Annotated in this window: 20 protein-coding genes; 14 read left to right on the top strand and 6 right to left on the bottom strand. The window is 72.7% G+C overall.

The window, feature by feature from the left end; translation table 11 throughout:
- The first annotated feature begins 9 nt into the window (after positions 1 to 9).
- From ACIBJF_RS01975 to ACIBJF_RS01965, 3 genes are all read left to right on the top strand, one after another.
- Entirely contained in the window at positions 10 to 552 is a 543-nt protein-coding gene (locus ACIBJF_RS01975) for a sigma-70 family RNA polymerase sigma factor (protein WP_399171700.1), read from the top strand.
- Positions 549 to 1,361 (top strand): anti-sigma factor domain-containing protein, encoded by an 813-nt coding sequence (locus ACIBJF_RS01970; protein ID WP_399171699.1) that lies wholly within the window; start codon positions 549 to 551, stop codon positions 1,359 to 1,361. Before ACIBJF_RS01975 ends, ACIBJF_RS01970 begins: the two co-directional genes overlap by 4 nt.
- Positions 1,362 to 1,487: 126 nt before the next feature.
- Complete coding sequence (locus ACIBJF_RS01965; RefSeq protein WP_399171696.1) at positions 1,488 to 1,763, top strand: hypothetical protein; 276 nt, start codon at positions 1,488 to 1,490, stop codon at positions 1,761 to 1,763.
- Positions 1,764 to 1,776: 13 nt separating this feature from the next.
- On the opposite strand, the gene ACIBJF_RS01960 is transcribed toward ACIBJF_RS01965, so the two are convergent.
- From ACIBJF_RS01960 to ACIBJF_RS01950, 3 genes are read right to left on the bottom strand one after another with little or no spacing between them, the layout of a single operon-like run.
- Positions 1,777 to 2,985 carry a CaiB/BaiF CoA transferase family protein gene (locus ACIBJF_RS01960; RefSeq protein ID WP_399171695.1) on the bottom strand — a complete coding sequence of 403 codons (1,209 nt, stop codon included), beginning with the start codon at positions 2,983 to 2,985 and terminating at the stop codon, positions 1,777 to 1,779.
- 54 nt (positions 2,986 to 3,039) lie between these two features.
- A complete protein-coding gene (locus ACIBJF_RS01955) occupies positions 3,040 to 3,828 on the bottom strand; it encodes an ABC transporter permease (protein WP_399171694.1) in 789 nt (262 codons plus the stop codon).
- Positions 3,825 to 4,781 (bottom strand): ATP-binding cassette domain-containing protein, encoded by a 957-nt coding sequence (locus tag ACIBJF_RS01950; RefSeq protein WP_399171692.1) that lies wholly within the window; start codon positions 4,779 to 4,781, stop codon positions 3,825 to 3,827. The genes ACIBJF_RS01955 and ACIBJF_RS01950 overlap by 4 nt, the downstream gene beginning before the upstream one ends.
- 63 nt (positions 4,782 to 4,844) lie before the next feature.
- On the opposite strand from ACIBJF_RS01950, the gene ACIBJF_RS01945 reads away from it, so the two are divergent.
- Positions 4,845 to 5,567 (top strand): TetR/AcrR family transcriptional regulator C-terminal domain-containing protein, encoded by a 723-nt coding sequence (locus ACIBJF_RS01945; RefSeq protein WP_399171690.1) that lies wholly within the window; start codon positions 4,845 to 4,847, stop codon positions 5,565 to 5,567.
- Positions 5,564 to 6,091: a nucleotidyltransferase domain-containing protein gene (locus ACIBJF_RS01940; protein WP_399171689.1), complete on the top strand. Its 528-nt coding sequence runs from the start codon at positions 5,564 to 5,566 to the stop codon at positions 6,089 to 6,091. The genes ACIBJF_RS01945 and ACIBJF_RS01940 overlap by 4 nt, the downstream gene beginning before the upstream one ends.
- Here ACIBJF_RS01940 and ACIBJF_RS01935 read toward each other — a convergent pair.
- The 3 genes from ACIBJF_RS01935 to hmgA are packed head-to-tail and all read right to left on the bottom strand — an operon-like array spanning position 6,088 to position 9,397.
- Positions 6,088 to 7,242 carry a type ISP restriction/modification enzyme gene (locus ACIBJF_RS01935; protein WP_399171688.1) on the bottom strand — a complete coding sequence of 385 codons (1,155 nt, stop codon included), beginning with the start codon at positions 7,240 to 7,242 and terminating at the stop codon, positions 6,088 to 6,090. The genes ACIBJF_RS01940 and ACIBJF_RS01935 overlap by 4 nt on opposite strands.
- Before the next feature lie 25 nt (positions 7,243 to 7,267).
- Positions 7,268 to 8,017 carry a GntR family transcriptional regulator gene (locus ACIBJF_RS01930; RefSeq protein WP_399171687.1) on the bottom strand — a complete coding sequence of 250 codons (750 nt, stop codon included), beginning with the start codon at positions 8,015 to 8,017 and terminating at the stop codon, positions 7,268 to 7,270.
- 45 nt (positions 8,018 to 8,062) lie between these two features.
- Positions 8,063 to 9,397 (bottom strand): homogentisate 1,2-dioxygenase, encoded by a 1,335-nt coding sequence (hmgA, locus tag ACIBJF_RS01925; protein WP_399171686.1) that lies wholly within the window; start codon positions 9,395 to 9,397, stop codon positions 8,063 to 8,065.
- Between the two features lie 177 nt (positions 9,398 to 9,574).
- Here hmgA and ACIBJF_RS01920 point away from each other — a divergent pair, with 177 nt between their 5' ends.
- From ACIBJF_RS01920 to ACIBJF_RS01880, 9 genes are all read left to right on the top strand, one after another.
- Complete coding sequence (locus ACIBJF_RS01920) at positions 9,575 to 10,777, top strand: PP2C family protein-serine/threonine phosphatase (RefSeq protein WP_399171685.1); 1,203 nt, start codon at positions 9,575 to 9,577, stop codon at positions 10,775 to 10,777.
- 131 nt (positions 10,778 to 10,908) lie between these two features.
- The gene (locus ACIBJF_RS01915) at positions 10,909 to 11,466 is read left to right on the top strand and encodes a hypothetical protein (protein WP_399171684.1); all 558 of its coding nucleotides are present in this window, start codon (positions 10,909 to 10,911) and stop codon (positions 11,464 to 11,466) included.
- A 64-nt stretch (positions 11,467 to 11,530) separates the two neighbouring features.
- A complete protein-coding gene (locus tag ACIBJF_RS01910) occupies positions 11,531 to 12,148 on the top strand; it encodes a TetR family transcriptional regulator (protein WP_399171683.1) in 618 nt (205 codons plus the stop codon).
- Between the two features lie 123 nt (positions 12,149 to 12,271).
- Positions 12,272 to 14,503 carry a molybdopterin oxidoreductase family protein gene (locus tag ACIBJF_RS01905; RefSeq protein ID WP_399171682.1) on the top strand — a complete coding sequence of 744 codons (2,232 nt, stop codon included), beginning with the start codon at positions 12,272 to 12,274 and terminating at the stop codon, positions 14,501 to 14,503.
- A 126-nt stretch (positions 14,504 to 14,629) separates the two neighbouring features.
- Positions 14,630 to 16,015 carry a CitMHS family transporter gene (locus tag ACIBJF_RS01900; protein ID WP_399171681.1) on the top strand — a complete coding sequence of 462 codons (1,386 nt, stop codon included), beginning with the start codon at positions 14,630 to 14,632 and terminating at the stop codon, positions 16,013 to 16,015.
- A 21-nt stretch (positions 16,016 to 16,036) separates the two neighbouring features.
- Positions 16,037 to 17,272, top strand: a complete 1,236-nt coding sequence (locus tag ACIBJF_RS01895; protein WP_399171680.1) for an MFS transporter — start codon at positions 16,037 to 16,039, stop codon at positions 17,270 to 17,272.
- 100 nt (positions 17,273 to 17,372) lie between these two features.
- Positions 17,373 to 18,032, top strand: a complete 660-nt coding sequence (locus tag ACIBJF_RS01890; protein ID WP_399171679.1) for a hypothetical protein — start codon at positions 17,373 to 17,375, stop codon at positions 18,030 to 18,032.
- Positions 18,019 to 18,699 carry a class F sortase gene (locus ACIBJF_RS01885; protein WP_399171678.1) on the top strand — a complete coding sequence of 227 codons (681 nt, stop codon included), beginning with the start codon at positions 18,019 to 18,021 and terminating at the stop codon, positions 18,697 to 18,699. The genes ACIBJF_RS01890 and ACIBJF_RS01885 overlap by 14 nt, the downstream gene beginning before the upstream one ends.
- A 138-nt stretch (positions 18,700 to 18,837) precedes the next feature.
- A complete protein-coding gene (locus ACIBJF_RS01880; protein WP_399171677.1) occupies positions 18,838 to 20,178 on the top strand; it encodes an ABC transporter ATP-binding protein in 1,341 nt (446 codons plus the stop codon).
- Positions 20,179 to 20,330 lie beyond the last annotated feature (152 nt).

Genomic DNA, 20,330 nt, shown 5'->3' with positions numbered 1-20,330 from the left:
GGGGCCCGCATGCGGGCGGACGAGCTGCTGGTACTCGTCGCGGGCGGCGACCAGCGGGCGTTCGAGGATCTGTACGCACTGGTGTCCGGGCCGGTGTACGGACTGGTACGACGGGTGGTGCGCGACCCCGCCCAGTCCGAGGAGGTCGCCCAGGAGGTGCTGTTGGAGACATGGCGCGCGGCCGCCCGGTACGACCCCGGCCGGGGCAGCGCGCTGTCCTGGATCCTCACCCTCGCCCATCGCCGCGCCGTCGACCGGGTGCGCAGCGCCCGCGCGGCCGGCGAACGCGAGCAGCGGGAGGCCCTGCGGGCCGGGGAGCCCGCCTTCGACCAGGTCGCCGAGGAGGTCGAGGCGGGGCTGGAACGCGAATGGGTGCGCCGCTGTCTACGGCGGCTCACGGACCTGCAACGCCAGTCCGTGACCCTCGCCTACTACGACGGCTACACCTACCGTGAGGTGGCCGAGCGGCTCTCGCTGCCGCTCGGCACGGTCAAGACGCGGATGCGCGACGGGCTCACCCGGCTCCGCGAGTGCCTGGGAGGCGCCGCATGAGCATCCTCGGCAAGCTGCTGCGCCGTGAGGACCTGCACTCCCTCGCCGCGCCCTACGCACTCGACGCCCTCGAACCGGGCGAGCGGCGCCGGTTCGAGAAACACCTGCAGGGCTGCGACCGCTGCGCCGCCGAGGTGCGGGAGCTGGCCGAGGACGCGGTGCGCCTCGCCTGGTCCACGGCGGCCCACGCGCCGCCCGCGCTGCGCGAGCGGGTCCTGGCAGCCGTGCAGTCCACCCCGCAGGAGCACGGCCCGGCCCGGGAGCGCACGCCCCAGCTGCCGCCGCACGTCTGGGGCGCCCAGCCCCCGCCGGGACGCACCCGTGCGCCCCGCAGGCGCCCCCTGTTCGTGCCGTTCGCCACGGCCACCGCGGCGGCGGCCCTCGTCGTCGCCTCGCTCTTCGCCGTGCAGGCCCGGCACACCCAGGACCGGCTGGACGCGGAGCGGGCCCGGGGACGTGAGATCGCCCACGTTCTGGCCGCGCCCGACGCCCGCGCCATCACCAGCAAGGACGCCCGGGGCCGCGCTGTCGGAGTGATCGCTTCCGCCTCGGAGGGAGAGGCCGTCGTCACCCTCAGCGGGTACGGCAGCCCGCCCGCCGGCCGCGTCCGGCAGCTCTGGCTCATGCGCCCCCGCGCGCAGCCGCGCTCCCTCGGGCTCTTCGCGGGCGACACGCCCTTGGTCGCGAAGGGTCTCGACACGTCCTCGACGTCACTCGCCGTAACCGTCGAGCCTGACGGCGGCTCAGCGCAACCCACTGGCCAGCCCATTGTCCAACTCACCCTGAAATCGGTCGGATTCGGAGAGTAGTCAAAGTGGGATGGTCAACACCCTTGCGGGGAAGGTGAATCCTGTGGACGCGATACACGCGTGCCCCCCTGGGGCGATAGGGTTACTCTGCCCGGGCCGGGTGGACTCGTACGGGTGGGGAGTGACATGGAGCAGATAACAGTGCGCAGCAGGGCCAGGGTCCCTGCGATCACCTGCGGGAGCAGCGCGACGAGTTCGCGCCTCGACCGCCATCTGTCGGTGCTGGCGGGTCCCGCCATACCGCAGCGGGAGACGGTCGAGGCGACGTCCCTGATGCGCGAGCTGACGTCGCGTGACACCACGCACGAGCGTACGGGCCGGGGTGCCCGGGTGAGGCGGCTCTCGCTCTTCGCCCCGCTGCGCCGACTGCGCCGTTCGCTGTTCGGCGGCCACCGGCATTGAGGGTGCCGCGCGCTCAGGCCGCCACACCGTCCCGGCGCATCGCTGCGATCTCGTCGTCCGTCATCCCCACGGCACGCAGCAGCGCCTCGGTGTGCTGCCCGAGCGCGGGCACATCACCCATCCGCGCCTCGTCCCCGCCCGGCAGTGTGATCGGAGGCAGCAGCGCTTTCAGCGGCCCGACCGGCGACCCCACCTCACGCCACCGCTCCCGGGCCGCCAGCTGCGGATGCCCGGCCAGTTCGTGCAGATCACGCAGCCGGGCGCAGGCGATGCCGGCCTTCTCCAGCCGGGCCAGCGCCTCGTCGGCGTCCAGCACGCCGAGCGCCTGCGCCACCAGCTCGTCCGTCTTCTCCCGGTTCGCGACGCGTGATGCGTTCGTCGCGTATGCCGGATCCATCGCCAATTCCGGGCTCCCTATGACCTGTTCGGCCAGCCGCCGCCACTCCCGGTCGTTCTGCACCGACAGCAGCACGCGCCCGCCGTCCGCCGTCGCATAGGCGTCGTACGGCGCGATGACGGCGTGCGCCAGGCCCGTGCGCGCCGGGGGCTCACCTCCGTGCATCGCATGGTGCAGCGGATGCCCCAGCCACTCGGCGAGCGCCTCCAGCATCGACACCTCCACCGGCCCGCCCCGCCCGGTCGTGCCACGCCGGACGAGAGCCGCCAGGACGCCCGAGAACGCGTACATGGCCGCCGCGATGTCCGCCGCCGGGACGCCCGCCTTCACCGGCTGCTCCGGCGTCCCGGTCACCGACACGAGCCCCGCCTCGCACTGCACGAGCATGTCGTACGCCCGCTTGTCCGCGTACGGGCCCGAGGAGCCGTACCCGGAGATGTCCACGGCGATCAGCCGCGGGTGCGCCGCACAGAGAGTGGCCGCGTCGAGGCCGAGCCGGGCCGCCGCCCCGTGGGCGAGGTTCTGCACGAACACGTCCGCGTCCGCGATCAGCCGCCGTACGGCCGCAAGGCCGCGTGGGTCCTTCAGGTCCAGCGCGAGGGACTCCTTGCCGCGGTTGCACCACACGAAGTGTGAGGCGAGACCGCGGGCCGCCGTGTCGTACCCGCGCGCGAAGTCGCCGCCGTCGACCCGCTCCACCTTGATGACCCGGGCGCCCAGGTCGGCGAGCTGCCGGGTGGCGAAGGGCGCGGACACGGCTTGTTCGACGGCGACGACGGTGATGCCGTCCAGGGGCAGGGGCTGCTGATCCGTGGGCTGTTCCATGACCGGATCATGGCCCGTGACCGGCGGCTTTGTCAGTAGCGCGGCGGCGGCCCCTCAGCGCTCCGCGTGTGCGTACCGCCGTACGGCGAGCGGCAGGAACACCGCGGTCAGCACCAGGCTCCAGGCCAGCGACCCGGCGACCGGGTGGGCCACCGGCCAGGCGGAGTCCGGCGGGACCGTCGCGTTGCCGAACAGGTCCCGCAGGGCGGTCGTCACCGCGCTGATCGGGTTCCACTCGGCGAGGGCGCGCAGCCAGCCCGGCAGGTTGTCGGTGGGGATGTAGGCGTTGGACAGCAGCGGCAGCACGAAGGAGGAGGCCCCGAGCTGCCCGGCCGCGTCCTCGCTGCGGGTGAGCAGCCCGAGGAAGACACCGGCGCAGGTGCAGGCGAACCGGAAGAGCAGCAGCAGACCCACCGCACCGGCCGCGTCGAGCGCGGACCCCTCGATCCGCCAGCCCACCGCGAGCCCGACCAGCAGCAGCGGCACGGTCCCGATACCGGTCACGAGGAGGTCCGCGGCCGCCTGCCCGAGCGGTACGGCGGCCCGGCTCACCGGCATCGTGCGGAACCGGTCCATCACGCCCCGGTGGGTGTCCGCGGCGGCCTGGAACATGCCGGTCATCAGCCCGCCTGCCGCCGTCGCGACCAGCAGCCCCGGCACCAGGAACGACCGGTACTCGCGCCCGGGCATGGCCAGCGCGCTGCCGAACACATAGCCGAAGAACAGCAGCATGTTGATCGGCATCATCTGGGTGAGGATCGCCAGGCCCGGGTTGTTGCGGACCCGGCGCAGCTGCCGGCCGGTCATCGCCAGTCCGTCGTGCGTCAACGCAAGCGCGCTCATGCGGCAAGCTCCTTGGTCTGCGTCGGCTCTCCGGTGAGCCGGAGGAAGACGTCGTCGAGGGTGGGCGGGCGCAGGCTCACATCGAGCAACGGCACGCCCGCCGCGTCGAGTTCGCGCACCAGGCGGGGCAGGGTCAGGGTGGAGTCGGTGGTGACGGCGCCGACGGCGTTGCGCTCACGGTCGAACGCCGGCTCGCGGCCCGTGAGCCGGTCCAGCACGGCTGCGGCCTTCGGCAGGGCGTCGCCGTCCGCGACCACGGCCTCCGCGTAGGACCCGATGAGCGCCTTGAGTTCGGCGGGCGAGCCGGTGTGCGCGACCCGGCCCCGGTCCACCAGGGCGATGTCGTCGGCGAGCTGGTCCGCCTCCTCCAGGTACTGGGTGGTCAGCAGCACGGTCGTACCGTCCGCCTTCAGGTCGCGCACCGCCTGCCGGACGCGGGCGCGGCTGGCCGGGTCGAGTCCGGTGGTCGGTTCGTCGAGGAAGAGCACGTCGGGGCGGCGGACCAGACTCGCCGCGAGGTCCAGCCGGCGCCGCATGCCGCCGGAGTAGGCCGACGCCTTGCGGCCGGCGGCCTCGGTCAGCCCGAAGCGCTCCAGCAGCTCGTCCGCCCGTGCGGCCGGCTCGCGCACCCGGTGCAGCCGGGCGAACAGCCGGAGGTTCTCCCGGCCGGTGAGGTCGCCGTCGACCGAGGCGTACTGCCCGGTCACGCCGATGCGGCGGCGCACGGCGTCCGCCTCCCGGACGAGATCGTGCCCGGCGACCCGAGCCGAGCCGGCGTCCGGCCGCAGCAGCGTGGTCAGCAGCCGTACGGCCGTCGTCTTGCCGGCCCCGTTCGGCCCGAGCAGCCCGCAGACCGTGCCCTCGGCCACGGCCAGATCCAGTCCCCGCAGGGCGTGCACGGCGCCGAAGCGCTTCTCCAGACCTTCACTAAGTACAGCGTACGTAGTAGCCATGCCGCGACCATATCTCACTACGTACGCTGTACGTAACTAGGATGGTGGCCGAGGTGATGACCGATGTCAGTCCGAGGGGCCGTCCCCGAGGTGATCTGGGCGCGCCCCGAGCGCACCGGCCGGGGTCCGAAGCCGGCGTACACCCGCGACGACATCGCGGCGGCCGCCGTCCGGATCGCCGACGCGCGGGGGCTCGACGCGGTGTCGATGCGGCAGGTCGCGGCCGAGCTGGGCTGCGGCACGATGTCGCTGTACAACTACGTCCCCCGCAAGGAGGACCTGTACGAGCTGATGATGGACGCCGTCAGCGCGGAACACGTCCTGTGGGAGCCGGGCGGGGACTGGCGGGCCGACATGCTCCGGGTGGCCCGCGAGACGCGCGCGCTGATGCACCGGCACCCGTGGATCCCGCGGCTGATGTCCCCGGTCTACGGCTTCAGCCCGCATGCTCTTCGGTACCTGGAGCACTGCCTGGCCTGCCTGGATCCGCTTCAGGCTTCCTACGGCACGAAGCTGGAGCTGATCGCGATGCTGAACGGCGTCGTGACGACGTACGTCCGCAACGAACTCGACACGGCCGAACGGGTGCGGGCGCTGCCGTGGTCGCAGGACGAGGAGAACGCGGCGCGGATCGCCTATCTCGCGGGCCAGGTCGCCTCCGGTGCGTATCCGAGGATGGCGGCGGCGTTCGCGGAGGACGCGGGGCCGATCGATCTGGAGGCCGTTTTCGAGCGTGCGTTGGGCAGGGTGCTCGACGGCTTCGACCCGGGGCGCGGAAGCCGGTGAACCTCGAACGCGCCGAGCGTCAACTCCTGCTCGTCCAGCAGACGCTGGCGGCGGCGCGCCACGACGGCATCCCGCTCTGGCTGCGCGGCGGCTGGGCCATGGACTTCTTCCTGGGCGAGGTCACCCGCGATCACGGGGACATCGACTGGTTCGCCTGGTCCAAGGACTCGGCGGCCGTCGCCGCCCTGCTGACCCGACTCGGCCACACGCCGGTCCCCGGGCCGCCGCCCGGTCTCCAGCTCGACTTCGTCAGGGACGGGCTGGACAGCAGCTTCACCCTGGTGGACCGGGACGCGGCCGGACGCGTGGTCGTCGCGGGCGGGCCCTGGGCCGGAGCCCCTTGGCCGGAGGGCCTGTTGGACGCCGCGCCGGGTCGCATCGGTGCCGTCGAGGCGCCGATCGTCAGTCCCCTCGCCCAGATCGAGATCAAGCGCATGATGCCCGTCTGGAACCCCTCCCGGCCTCGGCGTGCCAAGGACGCGGAGGACATCGCACGGCTGGAGGCCGCCCTGAAGCGCCGCTAGATCAGGACGAACTGGCCCTCCGGGCCCTCCTCGTGATGGTCCAGGACCGAGGCCGGGCGACGGGACGCCTCCGGCGCCGGAAGGACGCCCGCCTCCCGGAGGTCGGTCGCCGTGATCGCGGTCGTCACCTTCAACTCGGCCCGCTGCGGCCGCAGTTCCGCCAGCAGGGTCAGGACGGTGATCAGTTCCAGCAGTTCCGACGTCCAGGCCTGCGGCCAGCCGGCCGGGCGGATCGCGGCCAGGGTGCCCGGCTCGGCCGGTGCCGTGCGGGTGCTGAACCAGGACTCCACGACGCGGACCCCGGCCACCTCGTACTCCCAGGCCTCCGGCGGGACGGGGGAGATGCGGCCCTCGTCGACGTGGAGGGTCTCCTCGTCCTGGTCGTAGTGCAGGGTGAGGGGCCGGGCCGGCAGGGGTGCGCGGACATAGGGGCGGCGGCCGCCCGGCAGTTTGGGGCGTTCGCCGTCGCGGCGCATCAGCCACAGCATGCGGCGGCCGATCTCGACGCCGGCCGACCAGAGGCCGGGGTCGTCGGTGAGCGGGACGGTGAGGCCGGGGGCGGCGGCCGCCAGGATCCAGGAGAGGGCGTCGACCGGAGTGGGGGACGCGCCCAGGCGGTCGGCGAGGTGGGCCGTGAGGCCCGGCGCGAGGTTCGGTTCCTCGCCGCCGGGGCGGCGGTACAGCGGGCGGACGCGGCCCGTGCGGAGGGTCGGCAGCAGCGAGGTCACCAGGAGCGGGCCGTGCTCGTCCCCCGTCTCCACCGCGAAGACCTGCCGGGCGTCCGCCACCCGCCACAACTCCGGGCGCGCGGCGTCGATCAGCCGGTGGTCCGGGATCAGCCACTGCTCGTCGAAGGGCGCCGCCAGGACCCGGACCGGCTCGGCGCAGGGACCCTCGGCACGGGCCAGCCGCTCGGTACCGGTGGAGTAGCCGGGGAGTTGGCCCACCGCGGAGTTCGGCGTGCGGGCGCGGGTCGGCTCGAAGAGGGCCTCACGGTCCGGTCCCTCGGCCTTGAGCAGGGCCTCCCAGCGGGCCTTCAGGGAGCCGGGATCGGGTGCCGTCGGCCAGGTGCGGCCGGGCCGCAGCGGTGCGACGGACCACGGCATGAGGTCCGCCAGCAGCGGAGCGTCGTCGTGCGTCACGCAGGGCATGGTACGGCCTGTCCCCGACCCGGTATCAGGTCGCGTCCAAGGTGACGGTGAACGAGAACCGGTCACCCCGGTACTGGATCACCGCCACATCCAGCACCCGCCCACCGCTGTCGTACGTGACCCCCGTGTAGTGCAGGATCGGACTCAGCAGCGGCACCTGGAGCAGCCGGGCGGTCTCCGGGTCCGCGAGCCGCGCCTCCACCGTGTCCGTGATACGGCTGATGTCCGCCCCCACCACATCCCGCAGCACCTTCGTCATCGGCCAGCGCACCAGGTCGTCCGGGTCGATGCGCGCGGCGAGTTCGGGGCGGACGTGGTTGACGGCGTGGTTGGTCGGCTCGCCGGTCTTCTCGTCGCTGCGCAGGCGGTGGTACGCCGCCACCTCGGCGAGGTCCGGGAAGTACTCGGTGAGACCGGCCGGCACCGGTGTGCTGCCGTGGTCCAGCAGCTCGGTGGTCATCCCGGACTGCTGGGCCACGATCGCGTCCACCGAGCCCAGCAGCCGGACGGGCGCGCCCCGCCGGACGCCGGGCTCGATGAACGTGCCGCGCCGCCGGTGGCGGCTGATCAGTCCCTCGTCCTCCAGTTCCTTCAGCGCCTGCCGCATGGTCAGCACGCTCACGCCGTAGTGCTCCGCCAGCTGCTCCTCCGTGGGCAGCCGGAGCGGGTCCTCGGGGGAGCGGCCGAGTATCGAGGCGCGCAGCGACTGCGACACCTGGTACCACAGCGGCAGCTTGCGGTTCAGGACGATCGAATCCGGGGCGAAGGAGGTCACGCGGCTATCCGTACCTGTCGGGAAACGTCAGGCGCAACAGAGGCGTCAGGCGCGGAAATGGCGCTCGAGTCCCTGCCACACGTCGTCGTAGCGCTGCTGGAGGTGGTCCGCACCCGCCGCGTGCGGGGTGAGGGTCACCGGCCAGCGGGTCTCGAACATGAACGCCAGCCCGTCGTCGATCTTCTGCGGCTTCAGTTCGGCCGCGCTGGCCTTGTCGAAGGTGTCCCGGTCCGGGCCGTGCGCCGACATCATGTTGTGCAGCGAGCCGCCGCCGGGCACGAAGCCCTCCGCCTTGGCGTCGTACGCGCCCTCGACCAGGCCCATGTACTCGCTCATCACGTTCCGGTGGAAGTACGGCGGCCGGAAGGTGTCCTCGCCCACCAGCCAGCGCGGGGCGAAGACGACGAAGTCGACCCCGGCCAGTCCCGGGGTGTCCGACGGGGAGGTCAGGACCGTGAAGATGGACGGGTCCGGGTGGTCGTAGGAGATGGTGCCGATCACATTGAACCGGCGCAGGTCATAGACGTACGGCACATGGGTGCCGTGCCAGGCGACCACGTCGAGCGGGGAGTGGTCGTAGGCGGCCGTCCAGAGGTTGCCGCAGAACTTGTTCACCACCTCCACCGGACCGGCCACGTCCTCGTACGCCGCGACCGGTGCCCTGAAGTCCCGGGCGTGCGCGAGGCCGTTGGCGCCGATCGGGCCGAGCTCGGGCAGCTGGAACGGCGCGCCGTAGTTCTCGCACACATAACCCCGGGCGGTCGGGCTCTGCCCGCCATCGGACGCAGTGTCCATCAGCTCCACACGGAAGCGCACCCCACGGGGAATCAGCGCCACATGTGCCGGTTCCACGGCGAGCCGGCCGAACTCGGTGTGCAGGAGCAGTCCGCCGCGCTCCGGGACGATCAGCAGCTCGCCGTCGGCGTCGGAGAAGACGCGCTCCATCGAGGTGTTGGCGTGGTACAGGTGCACGGCCATGCCGGTGCGCTGGGTGGCGTCGCCGTTGCCGCCGAGCGTCCACAGGCCGGCGAGGAAGTCGGTGCCGGCCGGCGGCTCGGGCAGCGGGTTCCAGCGCAGCCGGTTGGGGTCGGGCACGGTCTCGGTGAAGGGGGCCGTGCGGATCGCGCCGTTGTCGGTGCGGGTGAACGGCGGGTGCGCGGCCGAGGGGCGGATCCGGTAGAGCCAGGAGCGGCGGTTGTGCGCCCGCGGCTCGGTGAACGCCGTACCGCTCAGCTGCTCCGCGTACAGCCCGAGCGGCGCCCGCTGCGGTGAGTTGCGGCCCTCGGGCAGCGCGCCCGGCACCGCCTCCGAGGCGTGTTCGTTGCCGAATCCGGTCAGATACGACAGTCCCGCGGCGGTCTTCCGCACGTCCCCGCTCATGATCGCTCCCTTGCGCCCTGATTCCTATGCATCACCGTAGGAATAGGTGGAGGCGGGCGCAAGAGGGCCGCCGTACTCGGCCGGCGCGCGGGAGGACGCGACCCTGTCCGGCGCGACCGTGCCTGACGTGAGAGGGAGCGGTATCGGTGTGAGACTGGGCGCGGAAGGGGTGATCGCGTGTCGGACCCACCGCAGGCGTCCGCCGGCTCCGACGCCGTCATCGACGAGGGCCGACTGGAAGAGCTGATCATCGAGGCGCAGACGGCCCTGCCGTTCGAACTGGCCGCCCTGGCGGACCGGTGCGCTTCGGCACTCGGCCTGGACAGTGCGCTGATCTACCTCGTCGACCTGCAACAGCGGCTGTTCATCCCACTGGACGAGGCCTTGGAGCCGCTGCCCGTGGCCGGCTCGTCGGCCGGCTGGGCCTACCGCACCATCTCGCCGTGGGTGGTCGACGCCGACGACGGAGTGATCATCTGGGTGCCTCTGGTCGACGGCGCGGAGCGGCTGGGCGTGCTGGCGGTGCGGACCTCCTCGCCCGACGAGGTGCGCATGCGCCGCAGCAGGATGCTGGCCCATCTGTTCGCCATGCTGGTCACCTCCAAGCGCGCCTACAGCGACTGGCTCGCCGCCCGCATCCGCACCGCGACTATGGGGTTGCCCGCCGAGATGCTGCGGGCGTTCCTGCCACCCCGCACCATCGGCAGCCGGAGGTGCGTCTCGACCGCGGTCCTGGAACCGGCCTACGACATCGCGGGCGACGCCTTCGACCACTCGGTGGTCAAGAACGTGCTGCACACCATGATCCTCGACTCCATGGGCCACGATCTGGCCTCCGGTCTGACCACGTCGGTCGCCATGGCGGCGGCGCGGAACACCCGCCGCGGCGGTGGCGACCTGCCCGACGTCGTCGGTTCCGTCGACCAGGCGCTCGCCCAGTGGCTGCCCGACCACTTCTGCACCGGGGTGCTGTGCCGGCTCGACGCGGTCACCGGGGTGCTGCGCTGGGTCAACTGCGGTCATCCCGCGCCGCTGCTGATCCGTTCCGAGCGGGTGGTCCACGGCGCGCTGGACAGCCCCCCGCAGCCGCCGATCGGCCTGGCCGGCGAGCTCGCTCCGGCAGCCCGGCAGGTCCACGAGACGACGCTGGAACCGGGCGACCAGATCCTGCTGTACACCGACGGGGTCGTGGAGGCACGCGACGCGAACGGGGTGGAGTTCGGCCTCGATCGGTTCACCGACTTCATCATCCGCTCCTCCGCCGCCGGGCAACGCCCCGCCGAGGTGCTGCGGTTGCTCATCCACGACCTCCTCGACCACCAGCGCCACCGACTGCGGGACGACGCGAGCATCCTGCTCTTCGAATGGCACCCGCCGTGACTTCGCCCCGACGCTGATCGCGCGCGTCCGTACACGGCCGCGCGTACTCCGCCAGGGGGACCTCGCGGGGTGGACGGAACCAGACTTCAGGCGGATTCGGGGGACCGGAGGGTTGTTCTACTCTCCGGGGCATGCCGAGGACGTCGTGGACCCGCAGGACGCTCGCCGCGCTCGCGGCGGGCGCCCTGCTGCCGCTCGGCGCGGTGGCCTGCACGACCGGGCACGCCCGCGCCGGCACGGTGTCGCCGTCGCCGGTCGGCAAGGTCCTGGACGACACCGACGACAGCGGCCGGCATCTGCGCGAGGTCGACAAGAAGAACGCGCCGGAGGTCGGGGTCGAGGTGACCCCGGACTCCGGCGGCGGCTGGGACGTCCGGCTGACGTTCCACCGCTTCCGCTGCTCCGCACCCGGTGCCGGATCCACGGCGGTCGGCGGGCGCGGGCTCGTGTACCTCTTCGTCGACGGCCGCCGGATCACCCGGCTGCGTACCCCCGCGTACCACCTGCCCGACGGTCTCGTCCCGCACGGCACGCACCACGTCACCGCCCGCCTGTACGCCGACGACGGCACCGTGTGGGCCGTGCACGGCAAACCGGTGCAGAGCACCGCCGACATCACGGTGTCCGGCGCGGAGACCTCGCCGGCCGAGCCCTCGGCCGGCACGGCGACCCCGTTCGCCGGGACATGAGTGCACCGGCCACTCTCCCGCGTAGTGGAGGGCGAGGTTCACCCGATCCCGGTGGAGAGGCATCATGAAGTCCGTGCCCCACGCGACATCGCTCCGCCGCGCGCCCGTACAGCGGCGCAGCGCCGAACGGCTGACAAGGATCCTCGACGCCTGCGCCGAACTCCTCGACGAGGTCGGCTACGACGCCCTGAGCACCCGCGCGGTCGCCCTGCGCGCCGGTGTGCCCATCGGCTCCGTCTACCGGTTCTTCGGCAACAAGCGGCAGATGGCCGACGCCCTGGCCCAGCGGAACCTGGAGCGGTACACCGAGCGGGTCACCGAGCGGCTGAAGAAGGCGAGCAGGGGGGACTGGCGGGCCGCGATGGACGCGGTCCTGGACGAGTACCTGGCGATGAAGCGCACAGCACCCGGCTTCTGCCTGGTCGACTTCGGCAACCAGATACCGGTCGGCGCCCGTCACACCGAGCCCAACACCCGCGTCGCCGACCGCCTCACCGACCTGCTCTCCGGCTACCTCGGCCGCACCCCCGACGAGGACCTGCGCCGGGTCTTCCTGGTCGCCGTGGAGAGCGCGGACACCCTCGTCCACCTGGCCTTCCGCACCGACCCCGACGGCGACGAGGCGATCATCGCCGAGACCCGTGAGCTGCTGCGGGCGTATCTGGGGCGCGTGCTCGACTGACGCTCACCGCTCACCGCTCATCGTTCACGGGAAGAGCCCTCCCCTCCATGCATACCGGTCGGTATGCTCGCCCCGAGCCGTTCCGCGCTCGCCCGGCATCGCCGCCGACCCCCGGGAGGACCCGTGTCCCGCACCGCCCTGCGAATCTGCCCCCTGTGCGAGGCCACCTGCGGGCTGACCCTCACCATCGAGGGCACCCGTGTCACCGGCGCCCGCGGTGACCGCGAGGACGTCTTCAGCAAGGGCTTCATCTGCCCCAAGGGGGCCTCCTTCGGGGCCGTCGACTCCGACCCCGACCGGCTGCGCGGCCCCCTCGTGCGCCGGGACGGCGAGCTGCGCGAGGCCACTTGGGAGGAGGCCTTCGACGCGGTCGCCGCGGGGCTCCGCCCCGTCGTGGACGGCCACGGCCCGGACTCCGTCGGCGTGGTCCTCGGCAACCCCAACGTGCACACCGTGGCCGGCGCCCTCTACCCGCCGGTCCTCCTCGCCGGCCTGCGCACCCGCAGCCTGTTCACCGCCTCCACGGTCGACCAGATGCCCAAGCACGTCTCCAGCGGCCTGCTCTTCGGCGACGCCAACGCCATCCCCGTACCGGACCTGGACCACACCGACCACCTGCTCCTCATCGGCGCCAACCCGCTGGAGTCCAACGGCAGTCTGTGCACCGCGCCCGACTTCCCCGGCAAGCTCAAGGCGCTCAAGGCCCGCGGCGGACACCTCACCGTGGTGGACCCGCGCCGCACCCGCACCGCGCGGCTCGCCGACCGGCACCTGGCGATCCGCCCCGGCACCGACGCCCTGCTGCTCGCGGCGATGGCGCACACCCTCTTCGCGGAGGGCCTGGCCGACCTCGCCCACCTCGCCCCGCACGTCCAGGGCCTCGACGAACTCCGGGAAGCCATAGGCGACTTCACCCCGGAAGCCGTGGCCGAGGCCTGTGACGTCGACGCGCCGACCATCCGCACCCTCGCCCGCGAACTCGCCGCCGCCCCCACCGCCGCCGTCTACGCCCGCATCGGCAGCTGCACCGTCCCGCACGGCACCCTGGCCAGCTGGCTGGTGGACGTCCTCAACATCCTCACCGGCAACCTGGACCGGCCCGGCGGCGCCCTCTTCCCGCAGGCCGCCACCGACAAGGCGCCCCGCCCGGCCGGCCCCGGCCGCGGCTTCACGCTCGGCCGCTGGCGCTCCCGGGTCCGGCAACTGCCCGAGGCCAAGGGCGAGTTGCCGCTGTCCGCGCTCGCCGAGGAGATCGACACCGCGACGGACGCAGGCGAGCCGATCCGCGCCCTGATCGTCGTGGCCGCCAACCCGGTGCTGTCCGCGCCCGACGGCGACCGCCTCGACAAGGCGCTGGACTCGCTGGACTTCATGGTCAGCGTCGACCCGTACCTGAACGAGACCTCCCGGCACGCCGACGTCGTACTGCCCCCGCCCCCGCCCTCCCAGAGCCCGCACCACGACTTCGCCTTCAACACCCTCGCCGTGCGCAACCAGGTCCGCTACTCACGCCCCGCCGTCCCGCTGGAGCCCGGCCGCATGGCCGAGAGCGAGATCCTCGCCCGGCTGATCCTCGCGGCCACCGGCATGCACGGCGCCGACCCGGCCGCCGTCGACGCCATGGTCATCGACCAGACCCTCGGCAAGGCCGTCCAGGAGAAGCACTCCCCGGTGCACGGCCGTGACCCGCGCGAACTCGCCGCCGAACTGACAGGAGAGACCGGCCCCGAGCGCCGGCTCGACCTGATGCTCCGCCTCGGCCCGTACGGCGACGGCTTCGGCGTACGGCCCGACGGGCTGACCCTGGCCAGGCTGCTCGCCCACCCGCACGGCATCGACCTCGGCCCGCTGCGCCCGCGGCTGCCGCAGCCGCTGAAGACCCGCAGCGGCAAGGTGGAGCTGCTGCCCGGGCCGATCGCCGCCGACCTGCCCCGGCTCCACCAGGCGCTGCGCGAGCGCCCCGAAGGCCTCGTCCTCGTCGGCCGCCGCCACCTGCGCTCCAACAACAGCTGGATGCACAACGTGCCCGCCCTCACCGGCGGCTCCAACCGCTGCACCCTGCACATCCACCCCGAGGACGCGGCCCGGCTCGGCGTCCGGGACGGGGCGGACGTCCGCGTGAAGGGCGCCGGGGGAGAGGTGGTGGCGCCGGCCGAGGTCACCGACGCCGTACGGCCGGGGGTGGTGAGCCTGCCGCACGGCTGGGGCCACGACCGCCCCGGCACCCGCCTCGGCCACGCCGCCACCGCGCCCGGAGTCAACGTCAACCAGCTCCTCGACGGCACCCTGCTCGACCCGCTCTCCGGCAACGCGGTCCTCAACGGCGTCCCCGTCCAGCTCGCCGCAAGCCTGTGACCTGGACTTTCGCGCTTATTGCTCACGCGTCAACATCTTGTTAACGCCAGTCGACGCGACCTAACGTCATCGCACCGCCGACCCCCAGGTGGGATGTTCAAGGGCGAACGTTAGGTATCCACTCATATGCTGACCATCCTCGGCTTCACCATGATCGCGACCTTCCTGGTCCTGATCATGCTGAAGAAGATGTCGCCGATCGCGGCGCTCGTGCTCATACCCGCGCTGTTCTGCGTGTTCGTGGGCAAGGGCGCCAAGCTCGGCGACTACGTCATCGACGGCGTCACCGGCCTCGCCCCCACCGCGGCGATGCTCATGTTCGCGATCGTCTACTTCGGTGTGATGATCGACGTCGGCCTCTTCGACCCGATCGTGCGGGGCATCCTCAGGTTCTGCAAGGCCGACCCGCTGCGCATCGTCGTCGGTACGGCCGTCCTCGCCGCGATCGTCTCCCTGGACGGCGACGGCTCCACCACCTTCATGATCACCGTCTCGGCGATGTACCCGCTGTACAAGCGCCTGAAGATGTCCCTGGTCGTGATGACCGGCGTGGCCGCCATGGCCAACGGCGTGATGAACACGCTGCCGTGGGGCGGCCCGACCGCCCGTGCCGCGACGGCGCTGAAGGTCGACGCGAGCGACATCTTCGTGCCGATGATCCCGGCGCTGGGCGTCGGTCTGCTGTTCGTGTTCTGCCTCGCCTACGTCCTCGGCCGCCGCGAGCGCAAGCGGCTCGGCGTGCTCACGCTGGACGAGGTGCTGGTGGAGGAGAAGGAGACCGCCCTCGTCGGTGCGGGCTCCGCCAAGTCCCCTGCGCGTACCGGCGGTCCGGGGCACGGCCTGCCCGAGGAGCCGGACGGCGGCGAGGGCTTCCAGGGCCTCGACCCGAACCGTGCCACCCTGCGGCCCGGGCTGTACTGGTTCAACGCGCTGCTCACGGTCGTCCTGCTCACCGCCATGATCATGGAGTGGCTGCCGATCCCGGTGCTGTTCCTGCTCGGCGCGGCGCTCGCCCTGACCGTCAACTTCCCGCACATGCCCGACCAGAAGGCCCGGATCGCCGCCCACGCCGAGAACGTCCTGAACGTCTCCGGCATGGTCTTCGCCGCCGCCGTTTTCACCGGCGTCCTCCAGGGCACCGGCATGGTCGACCACATGGCCACGTGGCTGGTCGACAACATCCCCGCCGGGATGGGCCCGCACATGGCCTTCGTCACCGGTGTGCTGAGCATCCCGCTCACGTACTTCATGTCCAACGACGGCTTCTACTTCGGCATCCTGCCGGTGCTCGCCGAGGCGGGCCACGCGCACGGCGTCTCCTCCCTGGAGATCGCCCGCGCCTCGATCATCGGCCAGCCGCTGCACATGTCCAGCCCGCTCGTCCCCGCCGTCTACGTCCTGGTCGGCATGGCCAAGGTGGAGTTCGGCGACCACACCCGGTTCGTGGTCAAGTGGGCCGCCCTGACCTCGCTGGTGGTCCTAGGGGCGGGACTCCTCTTCGGCATCGTCTGACTCTCCAGGGAGGGATCTTCCATGGCGCCCGGTGGGAACCGCGGCTGGCTGCTCCGCCTCGTCCTCGCCTTCGGCTTCGCGCAGGGGGCGGTGGCGATGGCCCGGCCCGCCGTCTCCTACCGGGCCCTCGCGCTGGGCGCCGACGAGCGGGCGGTCGGCGTCATCGCGGGCGTCTACGCCCTGCTGCCCCTCTTCGCCGCCGTGCCGCTCGGCCGGCGCACCGACCACGGCCGCTGCGCCCCCCTGCTGCCGGTGGGCGTGGTCCTGATCTCCGGCGGCTGCGCGCTGAGCGGACTGGTGAACTCCCTGTGGGCGATGGCCCTGTGGAGCGGAGTGATGGGCCTCGGCCACCTGTGCTTCGTCATCGGCGCCCAGTCGCTCGTCGCCCGCCAGTCCGCGCCGCACGAACAGGACCGCAACTTCGGGCACTTCACCATCGGCGCCTCCCTCGGCCAGCTCATCGGCCCCGTCGCCGCCGGCGCCCTGATCGGCGGGCCGGACATGGCGCACAGCAGCGCGCTCGCCCTCGTGGTGGCGGGCGCGGGCGCGGCGGTCGCCTTCACCTCGCTGTGGCGCATCGAGGACCGTACGGCCGTCAAGTCCCGTACGCGGCAGGGCGATCCCGTGCCGGTGGGCCGCATCCTGCGCGCCCGGGGAGTGCCCGCGGGCATGCTGATCAGCCTCTCCGTGCTGTCCGCGACGGACATCCTCACCGCGTATCTCCCGGTGGTCGGCGAACACCGGGCCATCGCCCCCTCGGTGATCGGCGTCCTGCTGAGCCTGCGAGCGGGCGCCACGATCGCCTGCCGTCTGGTCCTCACCCCGCTGCTCCGGCTGCTCGGCCGTCCCGCTCTCCTGACCCTGACCTGCTTCCTGGCGGCCGTCCTGTGCGCGGGAGTCGCGGTGCCGGTGCCGGTGTGGGCGCTCGGTCTGATGCTCACGGGGCTGGGCTTCTGTCTGGGGGTCGGCCAGCCGCTGTCGATGACGACGGTGGTGCAGGCGGCGCCGGATGAAGCCCGCTCCACGGCGCTCGCGCTGCGCCTGACCGGCAACCGGCTCGGCCAGGTGGCCGCGCCGGCCGCGGCGGGCCTCGTCGCGGGGCTGGCGGGGGTCGCGGCACCGTTCGTCATGCTGGGGGCGTTGCTGCTGCTGTCCTCGGGGGTGGCGCTGCGATCGCCGCGGAACCCGGAGGGCCGGGGGCCGACCGCGCCTCAGGGGCCGAGGCGCTCGGGATTGCGCCGCACGAGCGGTCTCTGACGGCGCGCCGGGTGTCGGGTCGTCAGATGTCATGCTCATCAAGCACAGTCCAGACGAACAAGCGATTTATATGAAAATCGTCTGACGCGGAGGAATGTGCATGCCCACCCTGACCTCACCACGTGCCTTCGGCTCCCGCGCGGGCGCCACTGTCCTCCTCGCCGCCCTCGGCATCGCGGGCGCGTCATGGGTGGCGGCGCCGACGGCGGCGGCCATCGGGGAGAACGGCGACATCAGGATCCAGCCAGTGGGCATGCACCCCGACGAGACGGACGACGCGCCGGTGGTCTGCAAGTTCACGCTGGACGCGATCAACTTCGACACCCTGCCCACCATCGGCTACACGATCACGCCGCTGCCCCCGCTGCCCACCGCGGCCACGACCACCGGCACCCTCCAGCTCGGCGGGGGTGCCGGTCGCACGGAAACCATCGGGCTGGCCGACGGGCGGTACACGCTCACCTGGGTCGTGACCGGTGCCACCAAGACGAAGATCTTCCGGGTCAACTGCCACGGCAGAAGGCACGAGGAGAGACACGACCCGGGCGGTCAGATCTCGGACGACCACCGGGACGACGGAGCGTGGGGACGGGGCGACCACTACGACCCGAGGGGCGGCGTGCACGCGGGTGGCGGCGGCCTGATCGACACGGCCGCGGCGTACTCCCCGGTGGCCGCCGCGGGCGTCGTGGGTCTGACCGCGGTCGGCGGTGCCGTGTACCTCCGGCGCAACCGCCGACGGCCCCATGGCGCCGCGTAGGCGCAGACGCAGGCCCTGGTACCGGACCCGCGCCTACCGCCTCACCAGGACGGCCCTGCTGGTGACCGTCCTGGTGACGGCCGGGAACCGGTGCGGGGCACACGGCGGGTCCGGCCGGACCGGCGAGGCGGGCGGCCCGGACGGGGTGGCGGCCGCCGGACCGGGCCCCTCCCGTGCCGACGGACGCCCCGCGCCCCCGCCCCGCCCGCTGCCCCGGTCCCGGCCGACGTCCTTCCGCATCCCCTCGCTGGGGATCAACGCCCCGGTCGCGGGCGTCCGGCTGAACGGGGAACGGCAGTTGGAGACGCCGCCAGTCGACAAACCCACGCTGGTCGGCTGGTACGAGGGCGGGCCCACACCGGGCGAGACCGGCACCGCGGTCGCCGTCGGCCACCGCGACACCAGGACCGGCCCCGCCGTCTTCGCCGCGCTCGCCTATGTCAAACCCGGCGAACCCATCGAGGTCAGGCGCGCCGACGGCCGTACCGCCGTCTACACCGTGGACCGGGTGAAGGTCTTCGACAAGGCGGGCTTCCCGGACGAGGAGGTCTACGGCCAGACCCGGCGCCCCGAACTCCGCGTGCTCACCTGCGGCGGCTTCTTCAGCCGGCGGACGGGCTACACCAGCAACGTGGTGGTCTTCGCCCACCTGACCGCGGCCAAGTGACGGGCAGGGCCGCGCGATGTCTTCCCCCGGCCGGGTACATTCCGTTAACTTCCGTGACCCAAAGGCCCCGTTCGACCCGCGCGGGGTCTTCGGACCACGGAGCAGCGGCGCTCCGGACAGCCCCCGGGGGCGGCAGGCATGACACGCGCCATCGAACTGCACGACGTGAGCAAGTCCTACCCACGCGGCCCGCGCGTGGTCGACGGGCTCTCGCTGGACATCGCGCCCGGCGAGTTCCTGGTCCTGCTCGGCCCGTCCGGCTGCGGCAAGTCCACCGTGCTGCGGATGATCGCCGGTCTGGAGGACATCGACGAGGGCGAGCTGCTGCTCGACGGCGAGTACGCCAACCACTGGCAGCCCTCCGAGCGGGGCATGGCCATGGTCTTCCAGAACTTCGCCCTCTATCCGAACATGACCGGCCGCGACAACATCGGCTTCCCGCTGCGCATCGAGGACCCCGGAGCCGACCCGGGCCCGCGTGTCTGCGCCACCGCCCGCATGCTGGGCATCGAGGACCTGCTCGACCGCTTCCCGAGCCAGCTCTCCGGCGGCGAGCGGCAGCGGGTCGCCATGGGCCGGGCCATCTCGCGCCACCCCTCCGCCTTTCTGATGGACGAGCCGCTGTCCAACCTCGACGCCAAGCTGCGCAACCACCTGCGCGCCGAGATATCCCAGCTCACCCGCGAGCTCGGGGTCACCACGGTGTACGTCACGCACGACCAGGCCGAGGCGATGTCCCTCGGCGACCGGGTCGCCGTACTGCGCGGCGGCGTGCTCCAGCAGGTCGGCACCCCGCGCCAGGTCTACGCCCTGCCCCGCAACGTCTTCACCGCCGCGTTCATCGGCACCCCGCGCATCAACCTGCTGCGCGGCCTGGTCCGCGCCCCGCTGGACGGCGCCATGACGATCAGCCTGGGCAAGCAGGCCCTGCGGCTGCCCGAACCGCTCTGCCTGGACCATCAGTTGCTGCGCGTGCAGCAGGGCCGTGAGGTGATCGTCGGCCTGCGCTCGGAGGCGGTGCGCATCGCCAAGCACAGCTCCGCCCGGCCGGGGGAGGTGGCGATCACCGGGCTGGTGGAGCACGTGGAATTCCAGGGGCACGAGATCCTCGTCCACTTCAGCACCGGCTCCCGGCCCGCCGTCGTACCCGAGCTGGAGGCCCCGCGCCCCGCCGCCCGGCCGGCGCGACGGCGACGCAGGGAAGGCCCCACCGCGCTGGACCGGCTGCGGGAACGGGCCGGCGCGCGGCGCGCCGGCCCGGTGGTCGTGCTCGAACACGGGGCAGACGGCGGGCCCGAGCCCGCGCCCGCGGAGGGCCGGCTCCCCGGCGATCTGGTGGTGCGCACCACGCCCGACCTCCGGCTGCACCACGGCATGCAGGTCCCGCTCCTGGTCGACCTCGCCCATCTCTTCGTCTTCGACCAGCAGGGCGACCGCATCTGCCCGTCTCCCGACCGGCTGCCCGACCTGGACGAATGAGCACCCGCACCCGGGACGAGTGAGCACCGGCACCCGGACATCATCGCCGGGGGGGGGCGGCCGGGGGGGGGCCGGGCGGCCCGGGCGGGTTTGGGGGGGGGGGCGGGGCCCCAAAAAAACAAGGGGGGGGTTTGGTTTGGCGGGCCGCGGGA

This window comes from Streptomyces sp. NPDC050743 (assembly GCF_044456925.1).
Classification (GTDB): domain Bacteria; phylum Actinomycetota; class Actinomycetes; order Streptomycetales; family Streptomycetaceae; genus Streptomyces.
This window is presented reverse-complemented; position numbering and strand designations above follow the sequence as displayed.